23 protein-coding genes are annotated in these 21,158 nt (G+C 66.0%); 13 read left to right on the top strand and 10 right to left on the bottom strand.

The features are described from left to right. Positions 1–130: integrase core domain-containing protein (locus E8E91_RS21055; RefSeq protein ID WP_280378512.1), on the top strand; the 130-nt coding region annotated here is incomplete at its 5' end. A 59-nt stretch (positions 131–189) separates the two neighbouring features. Here the strand turns inward: E8E91_RS21055 and E8E91_RS21050 are convergent. Genes E8E91_RS21050 through E8E91_RS21030 form a run of 5 tightly spaced genes read right to left on the bottom strand, consistent with a single transcriptional unit; the run spans position 190 to position 3,799 of the window. Further along, positions 190–966 (bottom strand): glucose 1-dehydrogenase, encoded by a 777-nt coding sequence (locus E8E91_RS21050; RefSeq protein WP_280372079.1) that lies wholly within the window; start codon positions 964–966, stop codon positions 190–192. An 11-nt stretch (positions 967–977) separates the two neighbouring features. Beyond that, positions 978–1,733 (bottom strand): SDR family oxidoreductase, encoded by a 756-nt coding sequence (locus E8E91_RS21045; protein ID WP_280378509.1) that lies wholly within the window; start codon positions 1,731–1,733, stop codon positions 978–980. Between the two features lie 25 nt (positions 1,734–1,758). Next, positions 1,759–2,523 carry an SDR family oxidoreductase gene (locus tag E8E91_RS21040; RefSeq protein ID WP_280372081.1) on the bottom strand — a complete coding sequence of 255 codons (765 nt, stop codon included), beginning with the start codon at positions 2,521–2,523 and terminating at the stop codon, positions 1,759–1,761. Continuing rightward, positions 2,520–3,377, bottom strand: a complete 858-nt coding sequence (locus tag E8E91_RS21035; RefSeq protein ID WP_280372082.1) for an SDR family oxidoreductase — start codon at positions 3,375–3,377, stop codon at positions 2,520–2,522. The genes E8E91_RS21040 and E8E91_RS21035 overlap by 4 nt, the downstream gene beginning before the upstream one ends. Next, positions 3,374–3,799 carry a nuclear transport factor 2 family protein gene (locus E8E91_RS21030; RefSeq protein WP_151132143.1) on the bottom strand — a complete coding sequence of 142 codons (426 nt, stop codon included), beginning with the start codon at positions 3,797–3,799 and terminating at the stop codon, positions 3,374–3,376. Before E8E91_RS21030 ends, E8E91_RS21035 begins: the two co-directional genes overlap by 4 nt. A 181-nt stretch (positions 3,800–3,980) precedes the next feature. On the opposite strand from E8E91_RS21030, the gene E8E91_RS21025 reads away from it, so the two are divergent. Further along, positions 3,981–4,460: a nuclear transport factor 2 family protein gene (locus tag E8E91_RS21025; RefSeq protein ID WP_280378506.1), complete on the top strand. Its 480-nt coding sequence runs from the start codon at positions 3,981–3,983 to the stop codon at positions 4,458–4,460. Between the two features lie 18 nt (positions 4,461–4,478). On the opposite strand, the gene E8E91_RS21020 is transcribed toward E8E91_RS21025, so the two are convergent. After that, entirely contained in the window at positions 4,479–5,438 is a 960-nt protein-coding gene (locus tag E8E91_RS21020; protein ID WP_280378503.1) for a helix-turn-helix domain-containing protein, read from the bottom strand. A 96-nt stretch (positions 5,439–5,534) separates the two neighbouring features. On the opposite strand from E8E91_RS21020, the gene E8E91_RS21015 reads away from it, so the two are divergent. The 3 genes from E8E91_RS21015 to pbpG all read left to right on the top strand — a co-directional run bounded on the left by E8E91_RS21015 (position 5,535) and on the right by pbpG (position 7,497). Beyond that, a complete protein-coding gene (locus E8E91_RS21015) occupies positions 5,535–5,975 on the top strand; it encodes a thioesterase family protein (protein ID WP_280378500.1) in 441 nt (146 codons plus the stop codon). A gap of 12 nt (positions 5,976–5,987) precedes the next feature. Beyond that, positions 5,988–6,374: a DUF488 family protein gene (locus E8E91_RS21010; protein ID WP_280378497.1), complete on the top strand. Its 387-nt coding sequence runs from the start codon at positions 5,988–5,990 to the stop codon at positions 6,372–6,374. 178 nt (positions 6,375–6,552) lie between these two features. Continuing rightward, complete coding sequence (gene pbpG, locus E8E91_RS21005) at positions 6,553–7,497, top strand: D-alanyl-D-alanine endopeptidase (RefSeq protein ID WP_280378495.1); 945 nt, start codon at positions 6,553–6,555, stop codon at positions 7,495–7,497. 138 nt (positions 7,498–7,635) lie between these two features. Here pbpG and E8E91_RS21000 read toward each other — a convergent pair whose 3' ends face one another. Next, positions 7,636–8,565 carry a LysR family transcriptional regulator gene (locus E8E91_RS21000; RefSeq protein ID WP_280378493.1) on the bottom strand — a complete coding sequence of 310 codons (930 nt, stop codon included), beginning with the start codon at positions 8,563–8,565 and terminating at the stop codon, positions 7,636–7,638. Positions 8,566–8,685: 120 nt separating this feature from the next. Here E8E91_RS21000 and lysA point away from each other — a divergent pair, with 120 nt between their 5' ends. Together lysA and zapE are read left to right on the top strand one after the other, a co-directional pair. After that, positions 8,686–9,924 carry a diaminopimelate decarboxylase gene (gene lysA / locus E8E91_RS20995; RefSeq protein ID WP_280378491.1) on the top strand — a complete coding sequence of 413 codons (1,239 nt, stop codon included), beginning with the start codon at positions 8,686–8,688 and terminating at the stop codon, positions 9,922–9,924. A 157-nt stretch (positions 9,925–10,081) separates the two neighbouring features. Then, complete coding sequence (zapE, locus tag E8E91_RS20990; RefSeq protein WP_280378490.1) at positions 10,082–11,188, top strand: cell division protein ZapE; 1,107 nt, start codon at positions 10,082–10,084, stop codon at positions 11,186–11,188. Between the two features lie 7 nt (positions 11,189–11,195). Here zapE and E8E91_RS20985 read toward each other — a convergent pair whose 3' ends face one another. After that, positions 11,196–11,681, bottom strand: coding sequence for a heme-binding protein (locus tag E8E91_RS20985; RefSeq protein ID WP_280378488.1), 486 nt, complete (start codon positions 11,679–11,681; stop codon positions 11,196–11,198). Between the two features lie 213 nt (positions 11,682–11,894). On the opposite strand from E8E91_RS20985, the gene E8E91_RS20980 reads away from it, so the two are divergent. Further along, positions 11,895–13,625 (top strand): AMP-binding protein, encoded by a 1,731-nt coding sequence (locus tag E8E91_RS20980; protein WP_280378486.1) that lies wholly within the window; start codon positions 11,895–11,897, stop codon positions 13,623–13,625. Here the strand turns inward: E8E91_RS20980 and E8E91_RS20975 are convergent. After that, positions 13,603–14,193, bottom strand: a complete 591-nt coding sequence (locus tag E8E91_RS20975; RefSeq protein ID WP_280378483.1) for a Crp/Fnr family transcriptional regulator — start codon at positions 14,191–14,193, stop codon at positions 13,603–13,605. The genes E8E91_RS20980 and E8E91_RS20975 overlap by 23 nt on opposite strands. Positions 14,194–14,318: 125 nt before the next feature. Between E8E91_RS20975 and E8E91_RS20970 the strand changes: the two genes are divergently transcribed. Then, positions 14,319–14,771 (top strand): hypothetical protein, encoded by a 453-nt coding sequence (locus tag E8E91_RS20970; RefSeq protein WP_280378482.1) that lies wholly within the window; start codon positions 14,319–14,321, stop codon positions 14,769–14,771. Positions 14,772–14,932: 161 nt separating this feature from the next. Here the strand turns inward: E8E91_RS20970 and E8E91_RS20965 are convergent, their stop codons facing one another. Then, the gene (locus tag E8E91_RS20965) at positions 14,933–18,412 is read right to left on the bottom strand and encodes a PAS domain-containing hybrid sensor histidine kinase/response regulator (RefSeq protein ID WP_280378479.1); all 3,480 of its coding nucleotides are present in this window, start codon (positions 18,410–18,412) and stop codon (positions 14,933–14,935) included. Between the two features lie 251 nt (positions 18,413–18,663). Here E8E91_RS20965 and E8E91_RS20960 point away from each other — a divergent pair, with 251 nt between their 5' ends. Genes E8E91_RS20960 through E8E91_RS20945 form a run of 4 tightly spaced genes read left to right on the top strand, consistent with a single transcriptional unit; the run spans position 18,664 to position 21,157 of the window. Further along, a complete protein-coding gene (locus E8E91_RS20960) occupies positions 18,664–19,233 on the top strand; it encodes a GNAT family protein (RefSeq protein ID WP_280378477.1) in 570 nt (189 codons plus the stop codon). Between the two features lie 5 nt (positions 19,234–19,238). Then, the gene (locus tag E8E91_RS20955; protein WP_280378475.1) at positions 19,239–20,078 is read left to right on the top strand and encodes an AraC family transcriptional regulator; all 840 of its coding nucleotides are present in this window, start codon (positions 19,239–19,241) and stop codon (positions 20,076–20,078) included. A 36-nt stretch (positions 20,079–20,114) separates the two neighbouring features. Next, positions 20,115–20,846: an AzlC family ABC transporter permease gene (locus E8E91_RS20950; protein WP_280378473.1), complete on the top strand. Its 732-nt coding sequence runs from the start codon at positions 20,115–20,117 to the stop codon at positions 20,844–20,846. Then, entirely contained in the window at positions 20,828–21,157 is a 330-nt protein-coding gene (locus E8E91_RS20945; RefSeq protein ID WP_280378472.1) for an AzlD domain-containing protein, read from the top strand. Before E8E91_RS20950 ends, E8E91_RS20945 begins: the two co-directional genes overlap by 19 nt. Position 21,158: the final 1 nt, after the last annotated feature.

Below are 21,158 nucleotides of genomic sequence, written 5' to 3'. Positions count from 1 at the left end.
GACCCACACCCCAGCGCACCTGGAACAGGCCCGTCGGATGGTGCGCGAGGCCGTGGATATCTATAACCGGGAACGCCCTCACCAGGCCCTGCAATACAAAACGCCCGCTGCGGTGCATCGGGCGTTTTGAGGTCTGGAGCTTAGCCTGATAGGTGTAAACCTATTTCAGGACTAGACACATTTCCCCAATCAGATCGGCGAGCCCGGTAGGCCGGGGTAATAGGAACCGGCCGCCACGCCGCCATCCACCGACAGTTCGCTGCCATTGCAGTAGCTGGCTTCGTCGCTGGCGAGGAAGAGCGTGGCGCGGGCGATCTCCTCCGGTGCGCCAATGCGTTGCTGCGGCACGGTGCGGTACTGCGGAGCCAGCTCTTCCCGCGAGGCACCGGTGGGGTTGGACATGACGGTATCGACGCCACCCGGATGCACCGAGTTGACGCGCACGCCATGGGGCCCCAGTTCCAGCGCCGCAACCTTGGTCAGGCCGCGCACGCCCCACTTGCTCGACACGTAGGCCGCCAGCGCGTTGACCCCGCGCAGGCCGTCCACGGACGAGATGTTGACGATGGAGCCGGCGCGCTGTTCGCGCATGATCGGCGCCACGCTACGGATGCCGAGGAAGGTGCCGGTGAGGTTGATCGACAGGGCGCGCTCGAACTGTGTTTGGGTCAACTCTTCGATGGCGCCGAATACCAGCACGGCGGCGTTGTTCACCAGCACGTCGATGCGGCCGTGGCGCTCCACGGTTTCGCGGACCAACTGCTGCCAACCTTCTTCCTTGCTGACATCCAGGCGGCGGAAACTGGCCGCCTCACCCAGTTCCGCCGCCAGTGCGCGGCCTTCGTCCTCCAGCAGGTCGGCGATGACGACGGTGGCGCCTTCCTTGACGAACAGACGCGAGGTTTGCGCGCCCATACCGCGCGCGCCGCCGGTGATGATGGCGACTTTGTTTGCCAGACGTTGCATGACGTTCTCCTTTAGCCCCAATAAGCCTGGCCGCCATCCAACGGGATGGTGGCGCCGGTCAGATAGCGGGCGTTGTCGCTGACCAGGAAGGCCACGGTGCGGCCGATGTCGTGTTCACAATCTCCCACCCGGCGCAGCGGAATGCTGCTGAAGAAGGCTTCCGCCTCCACCGGGTTGGCTTCGATCCAGCCGCGTAGGCCGGGGGATAGGGCGTGGGGGGCGATGACGTTGACGCGGATGCCGTCCACGCCCCATTCGCAGGCAGCCCCACGGCTGAGCGAGCGGATGGCTTCCTTGGTTGCGGCGTAGTGGCCGTAGCCCGATGCGTCCCAGCGCACGGCGGCGGAGGAGGCCAGGTTGACCACGGCGCCATCGCCCTTGAGGTACGGGTAGCAGGCGCGCATCAGGCGCAGGGTGGCCATGGGGCCTGAGTCGATGCCCTTCATGAAGGCTTCGTCCGTCACCTCGAGGATGCTGCCCAGCGGCACGATGTGGGCGTTGTTGACCAGGATGTTGAGGCCACCGAAGGCCTCCACCACTTGGGCCACGCAGCGATCGATATCCGCCGGGCTCATCACATCGCATTCGAGCGCCAGGGCGGTGCCGCCACGGCGGCGAATTTCGGCACAAGTCTCTTCCAGAGTGGCGCGGGTGCGACCGGCCACTGCGACCTTGGCGCCCTCGGCGGCCAGCGAGTAGGCGATACCCTGGCCAACGCCCTGGCCGCCTCCGGTCACCAGGGCGACCTTGCCTTGCAACATGCTCATGCTTGTTTGCTCCCGAATCATTGGATTAACCGGCGATGCCGGAGATCGTCTGTGCGTTGTCGATGCGCAGTTCGGCGCCGTTGACGAAGCGCGATTCGTCCGAGGCGAGGAACAGCACCAGGTTGGCCACGTCTTCCGGCATGCACATGCGTGCCATGGGGTTGTCGCCGATGCCCAGGGCCACCGGATCGAGGTTGGGCACCAGGGACTGGGTCATGGGTGTCCAGATGCCGTCGGGGTGAATGGAGTTGCAGCGGATGCGGTAGCCGCTGTTCTTGCAGTGCATCGCCACGTTGCGGGTCAGGGCGGTGACGGCGCCTTTGGAACCGGTGTAGGCGCACATGGGCGGCAGACCGCCGAGGGCGGCGACCGAGGACATCATGATGATCGAGCCGCCGGTGGCGTTGCGCTTCATCGCCTCGATGCCGTACTTGCAGCCGAGGAAGTAGCCATCGGCGTTCACCCGCATCACGTTGCGCCATTGCTGCAGGCTGGCCTCTTCGATCGTACCCAGGGGGCAGATGGCGGCGTTGTTGACCAGCACATCGAGGCGGCCGAAGGTCGCCAGGGTCTGCTCGATTGCCCGCTGCCAGTGTTGTTCCTCGGCGACATCGAGTTCGACGAACAGGGCTGCGGCACCGATCTCGGCGGCCAGGGCCGCGCCGGCCTCGCAGTCTATGTCCGCCAGCACCACGCGGGCGCCTTCGGCGGCCAGCAGAAGGGCATCGGCCTTGCCGACGCCGCTGGCGGCGCCGGTGATCAGTACGACCTTGTCTTGGACACGTTTCATTCAGCTCTCCTCAAGGGGGCCCGACCGGCCAGGGCGTCCTGTATGGCATCTGCGCCGTACATGGCCGCCACAAGGTCGTCCAGGTGGGGATTGCGGCGTAGTTCGTTGCCGCCGTCGATGGCCAGGCTCTGGCCGGTGGTCCAGACCGATTCCGGGCCGGCCAGGTAACGCACAGCCCCTGCGATGTCCTCGGGTGTGCCGAGGCGGCCGAGCGGTACCTCGTCGAGGAACGGCCGGCAGAGTTCGGGGCTGGCGAACAGGGCGCCAGTGGCCTCGCTGCGAAATAGTCCGGGGCGCACGGAGTTGACGCGGATGCCGGCGCTGGCCAGCTCCTCGGCAGCGCAGCGCACCAGACTTTCCAGGGCAGCCTTGGCGGTGCAGTAGGACGACAGCCAGCGGAAGGTCATTTGCGCGGCCGTGGACGAGATGCACACGATGGAGCCGCCGCCGTTGCGCGCCATCAGCGGGGCGCCATGTCGGATGGCGAGGAAGGCGCTCATCAGGTTTGCATCGAGTTCGGCGGTGAAGCTCTTGGCGTCGTGGTGCAGCAGGGGGCGAAAGCCACCACCGCCCACTGTGGGGATCAGGATGTCCAGGCGCTGGTGAAGGTCGTAGGCCTGGTCCAGCGCACGTAGCAAGTCGGCTTCCTCACAGGCGTCGCCGACGCAGCACTCGACCTGGGCGCCGGGCACCTGCCCGAGCAGGTCGTTGCGGGCTGCCTCCAGCGCCTCGGCGCGTCGGCCCAGCAGCACCACGCTGGCACCGTCCCTGATCAGCGCGAGGGCACAAACCCTGGCCAGGGCGCCGGTGCCGCCGGTGATCAGCGCAGTCTTGCCGCTCAGGGCCCCGATCACTGATTGGCTCCTGGCAAGGGCTGGTCCTGGGACCAGTCCAGCAGTAGCTCGCGACAGGTGATGCGCCAGAGACCGTCAATGCAGGCGAAGCGATCACGGTAGCGGATGCCCCAATCCAGCTTGCGGGTGACGCCCTCGGCTTCGTAGATGTGGTTGGCGATGCAGTAGGTTTCGGCACTCGCCTCGAGGTCTTCCACCTCCGCCAGGTGGTTGTGGACATGGTGCTGGGTGACGCTGTAGCGACCCAGACCGTTCATTCCCGCGACGATGGCGTCAACGCCGTCGAAGCTGAAGCCGGGCCCTTTGAGTACTGCGTCGGGTGCGAACAGGCGGGCCAGTGCCGTCCAATCCCGTTTATCCACCGCCTGTGCGTAACGACAGACGAGTTCATAGAGCGCTTGCTTGTGCGATGCCTCGGACATGCCATGAGCCTCCTCGTTTGTCCTGCTAGGTTGCAGGTGCGGGGAAACTCGCATCGCCGGGGCAGAGGGGCATCGGCCGATCGGACTATTGGTCATCGCGCAGGGCGCTAGTCTCCTCGGACGATGATTGGCCGGGTAGCGCCGGCTAGGTTGGGCGCTCCCCTTACATGGAGCAGCAGAGATGGCCGACGCCGTTGAAACACTTCTGGAAATCGAGCAGATCAAGCAGCTGAAGTACCGCTATTTCAGGGCGATCGACTGCCATGACTGGGCCTTGTTCGAAACCTGTGTGGCCGAGGACGTGACCACCGCGCTGGACAGCGGCAAGTACGCCTTTTCCGGTCGCGCCGGCTTTGTAGAGGGGCTGCGTGGGCTGATGGACCGTCCGACCCTGCTGTCCAAGCATCAGGGGCACCACCCGGAGATCGAGTTGGTCGCGCCCGATCGGGCCCGGGGTAGCTGGTACCTTGAGGATCATGTGATCGACACGGAGAACGGCTGGATGGTGCACGGCACGGCGTTCTACCAGGACGAATACGTCAAGCGCGACGGGGCCTGGCAGATTCTCTCTACCGGATACCGGCGCGTCTTCGAAACGGTCACGGCGCCCATCCCGGAGCAGTTCAAGGTCATTTCCTGCTGGTTCGGACTGCCCAAGTGATCGAATAGCGCCCGCCGCTCAGCTGGCGCGCAGCTCGCGGATACCCTTGCCGAGGCGTTTGCGCAGCAGGGTGCGCAGGGTCACGCCGTCGGCGTAGCCCACCAGCCCGGCCACCTGGTCGACGCTGTGCTCGCTGGTTTTCAGCAGGTGCACGGCGCGTTCGATGCGCAGGTCCTGAACGTAGGCCAGGGGCGTCTTGCCCAGCACTTCGTGGATGCGCCGGGCGAGGGTGCGCTTGCTGGTGGCCAGTTCGCTGGCGGCTGCATCGAGGTTGAACCCCTCGGCCAGGCGCTCGCGTACCCAGCGGTCGAAGCGTTGCACCAGCGGGTCGGCATGAGCCAGGTGGTCGGAGAGGGCATAGGCCGATTGCGACGGCCGCGAGTCGACGATCAGGTAGCGCGCTACCAGGGCGGCCAGCTCCGGGCTGGTCTGGCGGATGAGCCAGAGGGTCAGGTCCAGGTGGCTGAGGGCGGCGCCGGCGGTCACCAATTGCCCGGAGCTGACGATCATCCGGCCGGCGTCGAGCTGCACCTGTGGATAACGTTGCCGGAACAGCGGTGTCAGCCACCAGGTGGTGGTGGCTTCGTGTCCGTCCAGCAAGCCGGTTTCCGCCAGCACGAAAGTGCCGATGCAGGCTGCGGCGATTCGCGCGCCACCTTCCGCCCAGCGGCGCAGGGCGACAACCGCATCGGCTACGTCAGGTCGGGCCAGGGCTTGCTGCAATGGGTCGGGCATCTTGTAGCCCATGGCCGGGACGATCACCCACTCCGGCGTCGGGCAATCGGCCAGTGGTCGCACCGGAACGCCGAAACCCAGGGAGCTGTTCACTTCCGGCCGTACCCCGGCCAGGGCCACCTCGAACTGCGGGCAGGGCAACCCATGCAGGGTGGAAAGTTCGTTGGCAGTGGCAAGGGCGTCGAGCACGGTGGCCAGGCCTGTGTCGAACACACCCTCAAGGGCGAGGACGGTGAGCTTCATGGCGAGATCGCTACCAAAGTTGTCAATCGCGCCAGTATGGCAAAGGGGTAATGGGCCATAAAGTGAGCCCCACACCCCTTGCTGCGGAGCCTCCTCATGTATCAGAAGACCCTCATTGCCGGTTGGGGCGACATGGACTTCAACTCCCATATGCGCAACACCGCTTACCTCGACAAGTCCGCCGACGTGCGCATGATGTACTTCGCCGACCGCGGCTTCCCCATGTCCGAGTTCCACCGCCTGCGCCTCGGGCCGGTGGTGATGAAGGACGAGATCGAATACTTCCGGGAATTCCATCTGCTGGACGCGATGGACATCAGCATGCGCCTGGCCGGCCTGTCCGAAGACGGCAGCCGGATGATGCTGCGCAACGAGTTCTATCGGGGCAGCATCCTGGCGGCGCGGGTTACCTCCACCGCCGGCTGGTTCGACCTGGAGCAGCGCAAGCTGGTGGTGCCGCCGCCGGCCCTGCTGGAAGCGCTCCAGGCCCTGGAGGAAAGCGAGGATTTCCGTGTGCTGCCGGGCAGCAGCCGCTGAGGAGGAGGGGAGATGAGCATCAGCATCGTCCAACTGGGCACTCCACGAGCCGCCGATGAAGGGTTGCGCATCGGCACCGTGCGCCGGCCGCCACAGGGCGTACCCAAGGCCGAATTCGCCAGCCGCGACTACTACGACACCTGGCTACCCCTGCTGGCGCCCAGCGCGGACCTGATGGCCGAGGGCAAGGCCGCCGAAAGCGACGCCGACTGGGCGCGCTTCGCCAAGCGCTACCGCGCCGAAATGGAAGGCGGGGAGGGCGCCAGGGTGCTGGACCTGCTGGCCGCCCTGTCCCACGGCAGCCACTTCGCGGTCGGCTGCTACTGCGAGAACGAGGCACGCTGCCATCGATCTCTGCTGCGTCAGTTGCTGGCCGAGCGCGGCGCGTCGCTTCGCTGATCCCCGCGGCGGAAACGCCCGCCACCTCCCTCTGGCAGTCCTACGACCAATGGCGCAAAATCGCGCCTCGTCGACGGAAGGCGCTGAGTATTAAGGCGCCTTCATTCCTATACTTCTGAGGTATGGGTCTTACTCTTCTTTTCCTCCCTTCATTTTTTCTTTCTTTACTGGACGCATCGTGAAAATTCGCAGTTCGATCGCCAAGCTGTTCGTTCTCGGTACCTGCCTGTTCGTTTTTGCAGGCTCTCCGGCCCAAGCCCAGGAAGCGCCGCTGCCGGTTCGCGACCCGGCTCAACTGCACCTGGCCTCCGGCAGCGTGATGTTGCTGGACCTGAACACCGACAAGGTCCTCTATTCCCGAAATCCCGACCTGGTTGCCCCGATCGCCTCGGTGACCAAGCTGATGACTGCCATGGTGGTGCTGGACGCCAAGCAGCCCATGGACGAGGTCATCTCCGTGACCATCCGTGACAACCCGGACATGAAAGGCGTGTATTCGCGGGTACGCGTGGGCAGCCAGGTCAATCGCCACGACATGATGCTGATGACCCTCATGTCGTCGGAGAACCGCGCCGCCACTGCCCTGGCCGAGTCCTATCCCGGCGGTTATTCGGCCTTCATCAAGGCGATGAACACCAAGGCCCGCGCGCTGGGCATGACCAGCACCCGCTATGTCGAACCCACCGGCCTGTCGCTGCACAACGTGTCCAGCGCCCACGACCTGGTGCTGCTGCTCAAGGAAGCCCGCAAGTACCCGATGCTGAGCCAGCTCAGCACCACGCCGGAGAAGACCATCACCTTCGTCAAGCCGCGCTACAGCCTGGGCTTCCGCAACACCAACAGCCTGGTACGCAAGCCCGGCTGGAGCATCCAGGTGACCAAGACTGGCTTCACCGACGAGGCGGGTCACTGCCTGGTGATGCTGACCCACATGAACGGCCGCCCGGTCGCCATGGTGCTGCTGGATGCCTTCGGCAAGTACACCCACGTGGCCGACGCCACGCGCATGCGCCGCTGGCTGGAAACCGGCAAGAGCGGCCCGGTACCGGCGGCGGCGAAGAACTACCGCCAGTACAAGGACAACCAGATTCGCCAGGCGACGGTGCAGAACAGCGCGCAGTGAGGAAATGGGGCAGGCCTGTCGCCTGCTTGGCGAATGAATTGGCTTGCCAGAGCCTTGTAGGAGCTAGCTTGCTAGCGAAAAGGCACCATTCGCTGGCAAGCCAGCTCCTACGGGCGATCCGGCTGCGCGCGGCACACCCTACGGAATGAGTCCGCGCAACCGGGATTCCAGCCTTTCCAGGAATCCCGCCGCTACATCCTTCAACACCTCCTCCGCTTCATCCACCAGTGCCGACGAGGGTCGGTATTCCGGCCGGACCAACTGCACACGGAATGGAATCGAGGTTCGCAGACGGCGTATCTGCAACCCACGCCCAGCTTCGTCCAGCGCACTCAGCGGGTTGACGATGGCCAGGCCGAGCCCTTGGCGAACCAGGGCGCAGAGCGAGGCGGCGGTGCTGGTTTCCACCACCATGCGGCGTTCCACTCCTGCGGCGAGGAAGTGGGCGTCCAGGCTCTGCCGGTAGATATCCAGGCCGGACAGGCTGATGAACGGGCGACCGTGGAAGTCCGCCAGTTCCAGCTCGGATCTGCTCAACAGTTCGTGGCCATCCGGCAGCACGCAGACCATATCGGCGGCGAATAGCGTTGAACCCCGGGTGCCGCGGGGCAGCAGGTCGGTTTCCGACAGGCCCAGGTCATGCCGCTGGCCGCTCAGGGACTCCTCCAGCAGGGGCGACTCCTGGGCGCTGATGGACAGGCGCACGCCCGGATGGCGTTCGAGAAAGGCCTGGCAGAACCCTGGCAGCAAGGTCTGGGCAAAGACCGGAAGGCCGGTGATGGCCAGTTGGCCCTGGTCGAAGCGGCGGATGGCCTGGGCCGCGCCGACGATGCGTTCCAGGCCGGCGTAGGAACGCTGCACCTCGTCGAACAGCGCCAGCCCCTGGGCGGTGGGAGCCAGCCGCCCGCCTTCACGATCGAACAGGCGGAATCCCAGCAGGTGCTCGAAGCGTGCCAATTCGCGGCTCACGGTGGGCTGCGAAGTGAACAGCAGGCGCGCGGCGCCGGTGACGCTGCCAGCGGTCATCACCGCGCGGAAGATTTCGATATGGCGAATGGAAAGGTCCATGGGGCGCTCGGAAACGGGTGTCAGTACATATCAATAATGAATGGCGTGATCATAAATTGGTATTTTATTGAATCATCCCGTCTCGCCATCATGACGTCATCCTGAATTCCGGAGGCCGCCATGCGCCCGAATATCCCCGCCGCTACCCTCGCCACTCTCGCCCGTGAACACGGCACCCCGCTGTGGTGCTACGACGCCGCGGTGATCCGCGAGCGCATCGCCCAGCTCAAGGGCTTCGACGTGATCCGCTTCGCCCAGAAGGCCTGCTCCAACCTGAGCATCCTGCGGTTGATGCGCGAAGAGGGTGTACAGGTGGACGCGGTGTCCCTCGGCGAAATCGAACGCGCGCTGCTGGCCGGCTACTCGCCCAAGGGCGAACCGGCAGGCGTGGTGCTGACCTGCGACCTGCTCGACCGCGCCACTCTCCAGCGCGCCGTGGAACTGGGCATCGAGGTGAACGTCGGCTCCATCGATATGCTCGCCCAACTCGGCCAGGCCAGCCCCGGCCACCGCGTCTGGCTGCGCATCAACCCCGGCTTCGGCCACGGCCACAGCCAGAAGACCAACACCGGCGGCGAGAACAGCAAGCACGGCATCTGGCACAGCCAGTTGCACGATGCGGTGGCGGTGATCCGCGAATACGGCCTGGTGCTGGTGGGGCTGCACATGCACATCGGTTCGGGCGTCGACTACAGCCACCTGGAAGAAGTCTGTGGCGCCATGGTCGGCGCGGTGCGCGACCTGGGCTGCGACCTGGAAGCGATTTCCGCCGGCGGCGGCCTGTCGATCCCCTATCGCGATGGCGACCCGGTGGTGGACATCCCGCGCTATGCCGAGCTGTGGAACCAGGCCCGTCGCGATATCGAAGGCATCGTGAAGCATCCGGTGCGCCTGGAACTGGAGCCGGGCCGTTTCCTGGTGGCCGAATCCGGCTGCCTGCTGAGCGAAGTGCGCGCGGCCAAGGATGTGGGTAACAACCACTTCATCCTGGTGGATGCCGGCTTCAACGACCTGATGCGTCCGTCGATGTACGGCAGCTTCCACGGCATGAGCCTGCTGGACGCCGCGGGCAACCCGTCCACCGCCCCGCAGCGCCAGACAGTGGTGGCCGGTCCGCTGTGCGAGTCCGGTGACGTGTTCACCCAGCATGACGGCGGCCTGGTGGCGCCGCGTGCCCTGCCGGCGGCCCAGGTCGGCGACCTGCTGTTGATCCACGACACCGGTGCCTATGGCGCGTCGATGTCCTCCAACTACAACAGCCGTCCGCTGCTGCCGGAAGTGCTGGTGGACGGCGATGATGTCCGCCTGATCCGCCGTCGCCAGCCCCTGGCCGACCTGCTGGCGTTGGAGCAGTTCTGACGGCTTTGCTCCCCTCTCCCTCCGGGAGAGGGGCCGGGGGTGAGGGTTGTTTCCGCCGCGCACTAGTATCCGAGGCCGGATGCATTGGGCTTCGCTGCGCTCTGCGCCAACCTGCGAGTCTTTCGCTGGGGTCTCGCATTCTCCACAATGCGGCGCCATGACCTTCGAATCCCCCCTCGCCGCCTACCGCCATGCCCTGGAGCAGGGTGGTTTCCAGCCGGATCCGGCCCAGCGCCATGCCGTGGATTGCCTGCAGGCCTGTCATGAGGCGCTGCACCGCGCCGGCGAGGTGACTGGCGTCTATCTCTGGGGCCCGGTGGGGCGTGGCAAGACCTGGCTGATGGACCGTTTCCACCAGAGCCTCAAGGTCCCGGCCCGGCGCCTGCATTTCCATCACTTCATGCGCTGGGTGCACCAGCGGCTGTTCCAGCTCACCGGCACGCCGGACCCGCTGCGGGCGCTCGCCCGTGAACTGGCGGAAGAGGTGCGGGTGCTCTGCTTCGACGAGCTGTTCGTCAACGACATTGGCGACGCCATGCTGCTCGGCCGCCTGCTGCGGGCGATGTTTGACGAAGGTGTCGCCATGGTCGCGACGTCCAACCAGCCGCCCCGGCAGCTCTATGCCGATGGCTTCAACCGCGAGCGCTTCCTGCCCGCCATCGAGGCCATCGAACAGCACATGGCGGTGGTGGCGGTGGACGGTGGCCAGGACCATCGCCTGCATCCCGGCGCGGCCCACCAGCGTTACTGGGTCGCCGAGCCAGGACAGCCCTGCGCCCTGGCTGGGGTATTCGAGCGCTTGGCGGCGGGGCAGGGCGTACTGGACGAACCCGTGGAGCTGGGCCATCGCCCGGTGCCGGTGGTGCGTCAATGCGCGGCAGCCGTCTGGTTCCGCTACGCCGACCTCTGCGAGCAGCCGCTGGCAGCGCTGGATTTCATCGCCCTGTGCGACCGCTTTCCAGCGATCCTGCTGGGCGATGTCCCCAACCTCAGCGCCGCTCGCCGCGAAGGTCGCATCGCCCGTGGCACCGAGGATGGCGCCGAGCGTGTGGCCGCCGGTGACCGAGAGCTTCCGCAGCTGTCGGTGCATGATGATGGTGTGCGCCGTTTCATTGCCCTGGTGGACGAGTGCTACGACCGCCGGGTACCGCTCTACCTGGAAGCGGCCGTAGCCATGGAGCGCCTCTATACCGAGGGCTATCTGGAGTTTCCTTTCCGCCGCACCTTGAGCCGCTTGCGCGAGATGCAGCTCGAACGCTTCTGACGCCGCGCTACTTGAGCTGGTCCTTGACCGCTTCCAGTCCGGCGTTCGCGCATTGTTCGTCCAGGTGGCCGCCGGGCGCGCCACCCACGCCTACCGCACCGATCACCTCGTCACCCACCTTTATCGGCACACCGCCGGCCAGTATCAGGAAGCCATCGATCATCGGCAGGTGCTGGGAGGCGGGGTTCTTCTGCACGTTTTCCAGAATCTCGCTGGTGCTGCGCTTGGTGGAGGCGGAGGTGTAGGCCTTGCGCCGGGCGGAATCGAGTGTGTGCGGTCCGGCCTTGTCGGCGCGCATCACCACACGCACGCCACCGGCGCGATCCACTACCGCGGCGGTGACGTTGTAGCCCTTGGCGGTGCAGGCCTTGACCGTCGCGCTGGCGATCTCGGTGGAGACGCTCAGGGGCAGGTATTTTTCGCTGGGGATCTCGGCCTGGGCGCAGAGGCAGACGGCAAGGCTGCTCAGGGCAAGGAGCTGGAGTGGTTTCATGGGGAATCTCCTGTCGCAATCATCGGACCGGAACGGCCGATGGGATCGAGGCGGGTGCCTTCGGTCAGGGGACAGGGACGGCGGAACGATGTCGCCAAGGAGGCGCTGGCCGTACTTTGAAGCCTAGCCAGCCTTCTTAACATTTGTTAATGCCGCCGTCGGGGCGGCCCCCAAGAATCGGCGCACAACAACGCGCAGGTCCAGGAGGCCGCCATGTCCCGCCCGATTCCCACCACCGTCTATGAACTCTTGCAGGCTTCTGCGACCGCCTTTGCGGATCGCACGGCGCTGACCTACATCCACGAGCTGGGGGCGGACATCGGCGATCAGGACCTGAGCTACGGAGCGTTCTTCGCCCAGCTCAATCGCAGCGCGCGCCTGCTGCTGGACCTGGCGGGTGGGCGCAGGCCGGTCATCACCTTGTTGCTGCCGAACATTCCGCAGAGCCAGTGCCTGCTCTGGGCGGCGGCCAGTGTTGGCATCGCCAACCCGATCAACCCGCTGCTGAACGAAGATGCCCTGGCCGGCCTGATGGAGAAGGCCGGCACTGACCTCGTGGTCGCCCTGGGGCCGGTGCCGGGGTCCGACCTGTGGCTGAAGGCGGTGGGGGCCGCGCAGCGCCTGTCGAAGCGGCCCAGGTGCCTGTCGGTGCTGGTACCGGGCGGCGAGCTGTTCTACGACCGCCTGCAGCAGGACTACAGCGGCGAGGTGCTGCAACCGGAGCTGCTGCCGCAGTCGGGGGATATCGCCGCCTACTTCCATACCGGCGGCACCACCGGCTTGCCCAAGCTGGCGCGGCAGACCCACGCCAACCAGGTGGCCGCCGCCTGCGCCTATCGGGCGCGCATGGCCGCAGGCACTGAGGACGTGGCGATGAACGGCCTGCCGATCTTCCATGTGGCCGGTGCCCTGGTGAACAGCCTGGGCGGCCTGGCCAGCGGGCTGCGCATGCTGCTGCCGACGTTGGGTGGCTTCCGCAATCCGGAGGTGATCCGCCAGCACTGGCGTCTGGTCGAGCATTACGGCGTCACCCTGAGCGGCGGCATCCCCACTTCAGTGGCGGCGATGCTGGAAGTGCCGATCGACGGGCACGACATAAGCAGCCTGCGCTTCATGCTGTCCGGTGGTGCGCCGGTGCCGGCGGCCCTGTGCGAAAAGGTGAAGGCGCTGACCGGTCTGGAGCTGTACCAGGCCTATGGCATGACCGAATGCACCGGGGTAATTGCCTTGCCCAACCTGGCCCGCCCGGCCATTCCAGGCAGCGCCGGGCATGTGGCAGAGCCGATTGAGGTGCGGATCGATGGTGGGGAAGTCTGTGTGCGGGGGGCCACGGTGTTTCCCGGCTACCTGGGCCAGGAGCGATCGCCACTGGAAGATGGCTGGCTGCGCAGCGGCGATCTGGGACATCTGGACGAAGACGGCAACCTGTTCATCACCGGCCGCGCCAAGGACCTGATCATCCGCAGCGGCCACAACATCGATCCGGCGCTGATCGAGAACTGCCTGGAAAGTCATTCGGCTGTGTCCATGGCGGCTGCCGTGGGCATGCCCGACGAGTACGCCGGCGAGCTGCCGGTGGTCTTCGTGCAGCTACGCCAGGGGCAGGTGGTCAGCGCCGACGAGTTGCAGCAGTACGCGTTCGAGCACATCGCCGAGCGTCCGGCCTGTCCGAAGCGGGTGTTCCTGGTAGACGCCCTGCCGGTGACGGTGGTGGGCAAGATTTTCAAGCAGCGGCTGCGGGAGCTGGCGGCGGCCAGCGTCTATCGCGAGCGGGTTGGTGGCGAGTGCCCGATGCTGGCCTGCGAGGTGGTACAGGACGCGGACGGCGGTCTGTGGATAAGCCTCTCGAAGGTGCCGGAACGGCAGCGGGCGTTCTGCGTGGAACGGGCCGAGGCGCTGGGCTTGCGGGTGCGGGAGCTGATCATCGCCCCCGCTTGCGCTTGACCCGCGAGAAGGACACCGGGTCCATGCCCAGGTAGCTGGCGAGCTGGTACTGGGGCACGCGGTCCAGCAGCCACGGCTCGTGCTCCAGCAGCCACTGGTAGCGTTGTTCGCTGTTGCTGGTGAGCAGCAGCGCTTCGCGGTCTTCATTGCGCAGCATGATCTGGCGAACCATCAGGCCCTGCATTTGCAACAGCTGGGGAAAGCGCTCCCCTTGCTGGTCGAGGATCGCCAGGGGAAAGCTGGCCAGCCGGCACTTTTCCACCGCCGCGATGTTATAGGTACAGGGCTGCTGCTTGAGGTAGGCGCTGAGGGAGCCGATCAACTGACCTTCGCGAAAGAAGGTCTTGTTCCACTGGCGGCCTTCCGGGGACAGGTAGTAGTAGCGCGCCACGCCGGAGAGGATCACGTAGAAATGCGTGGGACGTTCGCCGGCGCGGATGATCAGCTGGTCGCGATCGTAGTCACGCATCTTGAGCACCTGCATCAGGTGCTCCTGCAACGTGGGATCGGTCATGCCGTGGGCATGGAAGATGTCTTGCAACTGGGCCTGGATGTCGGCGGGGATCATGGGGCTCGGCCTGGGGCTGTCGGGTTCATCTAAGCACAGCCCGGGGCACTGGAGAATTGCCCGCCGCTTCGCCGTGCCTGACACTAGACTCCTCTACCAATCTCCACCTTAGAAGGAATTCACCCGTGTCCCCACGCCCGCAAGACAGCTGGGAGCAGATCTGCCTGGCCGCCGGTCTCGATCCGCAGAAGCGCCTGGCCGCCCGCCAGGCCGTACTCGGCCACGCCGACGCCCTGGACTGCAGCCTCTATCGCCCCGACGAGAATGACCTGGACGCCGAAGAGGAAGACCTGGGCGATGCGCGCATCCTCTTCACCGGCCACTTCGAGGCGCCGGCTGAGTGGAGTGCACAGGAACGCGACGACTACTTCGGCGATATCGAGCCTTCCGCCTTCGTCACTGCGCTGATCGAGTGCCAGGCCGACCCGGAAACCCGCGACTTCTTCCTCGCCGATGCAGGCGACTTCGTTGCGGTGGTCACCGCCTCCGGCGAAGTGCAGATGTTCTATCTCTACGACTGCAACGAAGACGACGACGGCCTGCATTGCGTGCTGGTGCGGGAAGACGAGGAGGACTGAGTTCCGCTGGTGGACGTAAAGAGCGACGTCCACCCTGTAGGTTGTGGCTGAGCTACGCGAAGCCCAACGGTGCAAACCTGATACCACGCTACGTTGGGCTTCGCTGCGCTCGCGGAACGCCGCCCGGCCCAACCTACGACAGCGCATCTTGCAAGGGTCTTTCAGCGCAGGTTCACATGCCGACTGATCAGCGCCCTTAGCGCGGCCGGCTTCACCGGCTTGGCCAGGTAGTCCAGGCCGGCGGCGTGGACTTCGGCCACCAGTTCGGCGCGGCCGTCGGCGCTGATCACCACGCCGGGCAGCGGTTCGCCCAGGCGGGTACGTAGCCAGGCCATGAGTTCGGTGCCGGTTTCCCCTTCATCCAGGTGGTAATCCACCAGCGCCAGTTGTGGTCGTACTTCCTCGGCCAGCAGGTGTTCGCATTCCAGACGATTACGCGCGGTCCAGACCTGGCAGCCCCAGCGCGACAGCAGGCTGTGCATGCCGGTGAGGATGCTGTCTTCATTGTCGATGCACAGCACCTGGGTACCGTTGAGGGCCTGGCCGTTGGCTTCGGCCTGCTTCTGTATGACGGGCGAGGGCTGCTGCGCGCGGGCCATGGGCACGGTGACGCTGAACACGCTGCCCTTGCCCGGCCAGGAGCGCACTTCCAGCTTGTGGCCGAGCACGCGGCAGAGGCCGTCGGCAATCGCCAGGCCCAGGCCAAGGCCTTTCTCGGCGCGGGTCTGGTGGCTGTCCAGGCGCTTGAACTCTTCGAATATCACCTTGCGCTTGTCTTCCGGGATGCCTGGGCCACGGTCCCAGACTTCCAGGCGCAGGTTGTCGCCGTCCCGCCTCACGCCCAGCAGCACGCGCCCCTTGGCGTAGCGGAAGGCGTTGGTGAGGAAGTTCTGCAGCACTCGGCGCAGCAGTTTCATGTCGCTTTCCACCCGCAGCTTGCTGCCGCGCAGGCGGAAATCCATGCCCTGTTCCTGGGCCAGCACCTTGAACTCGGCGCCGAGGGTGTCGAACAGGGAAGCGAGGGGGAAGGCGTTGCGGTCCGGGGTGACACGACCGCTTTCCAGGCGCGAGATGTCCAGCAGGTCGGTGATCAGGTCCTCGGCTGAACGCAGCGAGCTGTCCAGGTGGTTCACCAGTTCGCGGGCCTCGCGGGGCAGCGCGTCCTGCTGGTGGCCGAGGGCGGCGGAGAATAACCGCGCGGCGTTCAAGGGTTGCATCAGGTCGTGGCTGACGGCGGCGAGGAAGCGGGTCTTGGACTGGTTGGCCGCTTCCGCGGTGCCCTTGGCCTCGGTGAGCGCCTGGTTGAGCTTGGACAGTTCCTGGGTACGCTCGGCGACCCGCTGTTCCAGTCCTTCGTTGGCGTCCTTGAGCCCTCGCTCGGCCTGGCGGTAGGCGGTGATGTCGGTGAAGCTCATGACGAAGCCGCCGCCGGGCATGGGGTTGCCGATCAATTCGATGACCCGGCCATTGGGGAACAGGCGCTCGGAGGTGTGCGGCGTGCCCTGGCGCATCCAGAACAGGCGGCGGGCGACATGGGATTCCACCTCGCCCGGACCGCACAGGCCGCGCTCGGCGTTGTAGCGGATGATGTCGGCGATGGGGCGGCCGACGCTGATCAGCCCGTCGGGGTAGTCGAACAGTTCCAGGTAGCGGCGGTTCCAGGCCACCAGGCGCAGGGACTGGTCCACCACGCTGATGCCCTGGGTGATGTTCTCGATGGCGCCTTGCAGCAGGGCGCGGTTGAACTGCAGCACCTCGGAGGCTTCGTCGGCGATGCGCACCACGTCCTCCACCTGCATCTCGCGGCCTTCGATGGCCGCCTTCACCACGGCCCGCGCCGAGGAGGCGCCGAGCACGCCGGCGAGCAGGCGTTCGGTGTGGGTGATCCAGTCCTGGTTGGCGTTCTGAGTCGGGTTGAAGCTGATGCCCAGGCGATAGGCGAAACGGATGAAGCTCTGTCGCGCCCGCTCTTCGCCGACGAAGCGCGAGGCGAGCATCAGCAGGTCGTCCACCTGTACCGCCAGCAGGGTGCGGGAACTGGCGCGCGCGGACACCTGCTGGCCGATGAAGCGGCTGGCCTGCCAGTGCTCGGAAACGCGGGTGCGGGAGAACACCGATACCCAGGCGAAGAGGAGCCAGTTGCCGGCCAGGGACAGCACCACGCCCTGGGTCAGCGGCTCGATGGGCAGATTCAGGGGGTTTTCCATCATCCAGGCAAGGCCAGGGAAGTTCTCCAGCGGCCAGCCCAGGCCACGCGCCATCACCGGCAGCACCAGGGTGTAGGCCCAGAGCGCGGCGCCGGCGGCGAGACCGGCGAACACGCCGCGACGGTTGGCCTGTTTCCAGAACAGCGCGCCGATCATCGCCGGGCCGAGCTGGGCGATGGAGGCGAAGGCGATCTGGCCGATGGTCGCCAGGCTCGCGGTGGAGCCCAGCAGGCGGTAGCTGACGTAACCCAGCAGGATGATCACCACGATGCTCACGCGGCGTACCGAGAGCATCCAGTGACGGAACACTTCGAACGGCCGTTCAGCGTTCTGCCGGCGCAGCAGCCAGGGCAGCAGCATGTCGTTGGACACCATGGTCGACAGCGCCACGGCTTCGACGATGACCATGCCGGTGGCCGCCGAGGCGCCGCCGATGAAGGCCAGCAGCGCCAGGGCCGGATGGGCCTCGGCCAGCGGCAGGCTGATGACGAAGGAGTCCGGGATCACGCCGCCGGGCAGCAGCATCTGCCCGGCCAGGGCGATGGGCACGACGAACAGGGCGGCCAGGGCGAGGTAGATCGGGAAGACCCAGCGCGCCTGGCGCAGGTCACGGGGTTCGATGTTCTCCACCACCGTGACGTGGAATTGCCGGGGCAGGCAGATGATGGCGAGCATGGCGAGTCCCGTTTGCACCAGCAACGAGGACCAATCCACAGGCTGCGACCAGTAGTGGTCCAGCTGCGGGGCGCTGCGGGCGCGCTCGAACAGGTCGTCGAAGCCATCGAACAGGCCGAAGGTGACGTAGGCACCCACCGCGAGGAAGGCCAGCAGCTTGACCAGGGATTCGAAGGCGATTGCCAGCACCATGCCGCGGTGGTGCTCGGTGGCGTCGAGGTTGCGGGTACCGAAGAGGATGGTGAACAGGGCCAGCACCAGGGATACGATCAGCGCCGTGTCCTGGGCGCGGGTACCGGAGGCTTCGGGGCTCGGGCCGATCAGCAGGTTCACCCCGAGGACGATGCCCTTGAGCTGCAGGGCGATGTAGGGCAGCACGCTGACCAGGCAGATCAGCGCCACCACCACCGCCAGGGCCTGGGACTTGCCATAGCGCGCGGCGATGAAGTCGGCGATGGAGGTGATGTTCTCCTGCTTGCTGATGAGCACCATCTTCTGCACCACCCAGGGCGCCACCAGCAGCAGGAGGATGGGGCCGAGGTAGATGGGCAGGAAGTTCCAGACTTGTCCGGCGGCCTGGCCGACGGCGCCGAAGAAGGTCCAGCTGGTGCAGTAGACCGCCAGCGACAGGCTGTAGACCCAGGCGCGCATGCGCGGGGACAGCGGCGTGCTGCGGCGGTCGCCGTAGAAGGCTATGGCGAAGAGAACGGCCATATAGAGGAAGGCGACCGTGGCGATCAGCCCGCTGGACAGCGACATTGCGACTCCGGTTGGTGCGGTGGCGGGGGAGGCCCGCGAGAATTCGGCTTCCAGCAGTTTCGCACCAAAGCCGGCAATTCGTCAGGCGGCTGCGACCAAGGTCGCAGGCGCTATTGAGCCCCCGCACGGGGGCTGCTAGCGTGCTGGTTCACCCGCGCTTTTCCGTTTTTCCCGCGCGGGCACCTGCACGGCACTTCCGCTTGGCGCGACGTACTCATCCGGCAGGGTCCTTTCGCCTGAGGAGGGCGCAGATGTTCAATCCACAACCAGTCACCCTGCAGCGCGGCGCCTTGCGCCTCGAGCCGCTGCAGGAGGCCGATATCCCGGCGCTGGTGACCCTGGCCGAAGCCAACCGCGAGGTCCTGGTCTACATGAACGGTCCGCTGCGACCCGACTGGTATCGCCAGGCCCTGGCTGCCCAGCGGGAAGGTCGGGCAGTGGTCTTCGCCATCCGCCTGGGCGACAACCTGGTGGGTACCACGCGCTTCGCCGATTTCATCCCCAACCTGCCGGCCGCCGAGATCGGCTGGACCTGGCTGGCCGCCGGCGAGCATGGCAGTGGCCTGAATGCCTCGATCAAGTACCTGATGCTGCGCCACGCCTTCGAAGAATGGCAGCTGGTGCGCGTGCAACTGAAGACTGCCGCCAGCAACCTGCGCTCCCAGCGAGCCATCGAGAAACTGGGCGCGCAGCGCGAGGGTGTGCTGCGCAACCATCGCCGCCTGGCCGAGGGCCGCCTCGACGACAGCGTGCTCTACAGCATCACCGACCACGACTGGCCGGACGTGAAGCAACGCCTGGAGGCGCTGTTCAGCGCGTAATGGAGATGGCGAGCGGCGAAACGACACGGTTCTGGCAAGCCAGCGAGTTAGGCGGGGTGGAGCTGCTCCATGCCCGCTACATCGAGCAGCGTTTCGCTCCCCATGTGCATGAAGGCTATGTGTTCACCGTGATCGAGTCCGGTGCGCAGCGCTTCCGTCACCGTGGCAGCGACCATCTGGCGCCGGTCGGCAGCATGGTGCTGATCAATCCCGATGAGTTGCACACCGGTTCCAAGGCCCATGAGCAGGGCTGGCGCTACCGGGGCTTCTATCCGGACCTTGAACGGGTGACGGATGTGCTGGAGGAACTGGATATCCGGATGAACGGCCTGCCGGGGTTTGCCGATAGCGTTATCCGGGACCCCGAGGTGGCAGCCACCTTCATTCAGCTGCACCAATTGCTGGAGGACAGCACTCCCGCGCTTCAGGTACAGACGGCCTGGCGCGAGGCGATTCTGCTGCTGTTCCGACGCCATGCGCGTGTCGCCGTGCCCCGCGGCGCTGGGATCGAGCCACGGGCCGTGGCGCTGGCGCGGGATATTCTGTCCGCGCGCCTGGCCGAGCCGCCGTCTCTCGAAGAACTGGCCGCCGAAGTGGGGCTTTCGCCCTTCCATTTCGCCCGCACTTTCCGGCGTGCCACCGGCATGCCGCCGCACGCCTGGCTCAAGCAACAGCGCCTGGACCAGGCCCGCGCCTTGCTCAAGGCCGGTTGCGCACCGGCGGGCGTTGCCGCGCAGTTGGGTTATGCCGACCAGAGCCATCTGACCCGCCAGTTCAAGCAGGCCTATGGCGTTGGGCCGGGTGAATATCGCAACGCCTGCGCAAGATCGTTCAAGACCCATTGATGGCTGTCCGCTAGCCTTGCGGGACAAGGAGGCCCCATGTCCCGCATCACTGAGTTCATCCACGGCGCCCGAGACATCGTTCCGATGATCGTCGGCGCCATTCCGTTCGGCATCATCTTCGGCACCCTCGCGGCCGGGGCCGGACTGTCCGCCTGGCAGACCCTCGGCATGTCGCTGCTGGTGTTCGCCGGTTCGTCGCAGTTCATCGCCATTACCCTGCTCAGCGGCGGCGCCGGGGCAGCGGTGGTGCTGCTGACTACCTTTGTGGTCAACCTGCGCCATGCCCTCTACAGCGCCACCCTGCAGCCCTTCGTGCGTCACCTGCCGACCCGATGGCGCATGCCGCTGGCGTTCTGGCTGACCGACGAAGCCTTTGCTGTGGTCCAGCATCGCTATGCCGAGAAGGACGATTCGCCGCACAAGCATTGGTATTTCTTTGGCGGCGCCCTGGCCATGTACCTGAACTGGCAGCTCTGCACCGTGGTGGGCGTGCTGTTCGGCCAGGCCGTGCCCAACCTGGCGGCCTGGGGGCTGGACTTCGCCATGCTCGCCACTTTCATCGGCATCGTGGTGCCCATGCTGCGCAACAAGCCGCAGGTGGCCGCCGCACTGGTGGCTGGTGCCGTGGCGCTGGCTTGCCAGGGACTTCCCTACAAACTGGGCCTGATGGCGGCAGCACTGTGCGGCATCGCCGTGGGCGTGGTGCTGGAACGTCGTTATCGCCTCGATCTGATCCGGGAGGACATCTCGTGCAAACCTGGAGCCTGATTCTCGGTATGGCGGCCATTACCTTCGCCATCCGCTACAGCCTGTTCGCCTGGCCCAACCTGAGCTTCCCACCGGTGGTGCGCCAGGGCCTGCACTACGTGCCGACCGCCGTGCTCACTGCCATCGTGGTTCCAGGAATGCTGATGCCCGATGGCCAGAGCCTGCAGCTGACGCTGGACAACGCCTACCTGCTGGCGGGCCTTGGCGCCATCTTGATCGCCGCTTTGAGCCGCCACCTGCTGGCGACCATTCTTGGCGGATTGGTGCTGTTCTTCCTGTTGCGTTGGGCGTTGGGGCAGTTGCCGATCTGAG

This window comes from Pseudomonas sp. BN515 (genome assembly GCF_029873155.1).
Classification (GTDB): domain Bacteria; phylum Pseudomonadota; class Gammaproteobacteria; order Pseudomonadales; family Pseudomonadaceae; genus Metapseudomonas.
This window is presented reverse-complemented; position numbering and strand designations above follow the sequence as displayed.

Coding starts and splice junctions, on each gene's coding strand:
- E8E91_RS20965 (WP_280378479.1), bottom strand. CDS start 18,412: ATGTCGCTGTCCAGCGGGCTGATCGCCACGGTCGCCTTCCTCTATATG.
- E8E91_RS21050 (WP_280372079.1), bottom strand. CDS start 966: ATGCAACGTCTGGCAAACAAAGTCGCCATCATCACCGGCGGCGCGCGC.
- E8E91_RS20975 (WP_280378483.1), bottom strand. CDS start 14,193: ATGATCCCCGCCGACATCCAGGCCCAGTTGCAAGACATCTTCCATGCC.
- zapE (WP_280378490.1), top strand. CDS start 10,082: ATGACCTTCGAATCCCCCCTCGCCGCCTACCGCCATGCCCTGGAGCAG.
- E8E91_RS21000 (WP_280378493.1), bottom strand. CDS start 8,565: ATGGACCTTTCCATTCGCCATATCGAAATCTTCCGCGCGGTGATGACC.
- E8E91_RS20950 (WP_280378473.1), top strand. CDS start 20,115: ATGTCCCGCATCACTGAGTTCATCCACGGCGCCCGAGACATCGTTCCG.
- E8E91_RS21045 (WP_280378509.1), bottom strand. CDS start 1,733: ATGAGCATGTTGCAAGGCAAGGTCGCCCTGGTGACCGGAGGCGGCCAG.
- E8E91_RS20955 (WP_280378475.1), top strand. CDS start 19,239: ATGGCGAGCGGCGAAACGACACGGTTCTGGCAAGCCAGCGAGTTAGGC.
- E8E91_RS21030 (WP_151132143.1), bottom strand. CDS start 3,799: ATGTCCGAGGCATCGCACAAGCAAGCGCTCTATGAACTCGTCTGTCGT.
- E8E91_RS20985 (WP_280378488.1), bottom strand. CDS start 11,681: ATGAAACCACTCCAGCTCCTTGCCCTGAGCAGCCTTGCCGTCTGCCTC.
- E8E91_RS20980 (WP_280378486.1), top strand. CDS start 11,895: ATGTCCCGCCCGATTCCCACCACCGTCTATGAACTCTTGCAGGCTTCT.
- E8E91_RS21020 (WP_280378503.1), bottom strand. CDS start 5,438: ATGAAGCTCACCGTCCTCGCCCTTGAGGGTGTGTTCGACACAGGCCTG.
- E8E91_RS21040 (WP_280372081.1), bottom strand. CDS start 2,523: ATGAAACGTGTCCAAGACAAGGTCGTACTGATCACCGGCGCCGCCAGC.
- E8E91_RS21010 (WP_280378497.1), top strand. CDS start 5,988: ATGAGCATCAGCATCGTCCAACTGGGCACTCCACGAGCCGCCGATGAA.
- E8E91_RS21015 (WP_280378500.1), top strand. CDS start 5,535: ATGTATCAGAAGACCCTCATTGCCGGTTGGGGCGACATGGACTTCAAC.
- E8E91_RS20960 (WP_280378477.1), top strand. CDS start 18,664: ATGTTCAATCCACAACCAGTCACCCTGCAGCGCGGCGCCTTGCGCCTC.
- lysA (WP_280378491.1), top strand. CDS start 8,686: ATGCGCCCGAATATCCCCGCCGCTACCCTCGCCACTCTCGCCCGTGAA.
- E8E91_RS21025 (WP_280378506.1), top strand. CDS start 3,981: ATGGCCGACGCCGTTGAAACACTTCTGGAAATCGAGCAGATCAAGCAG.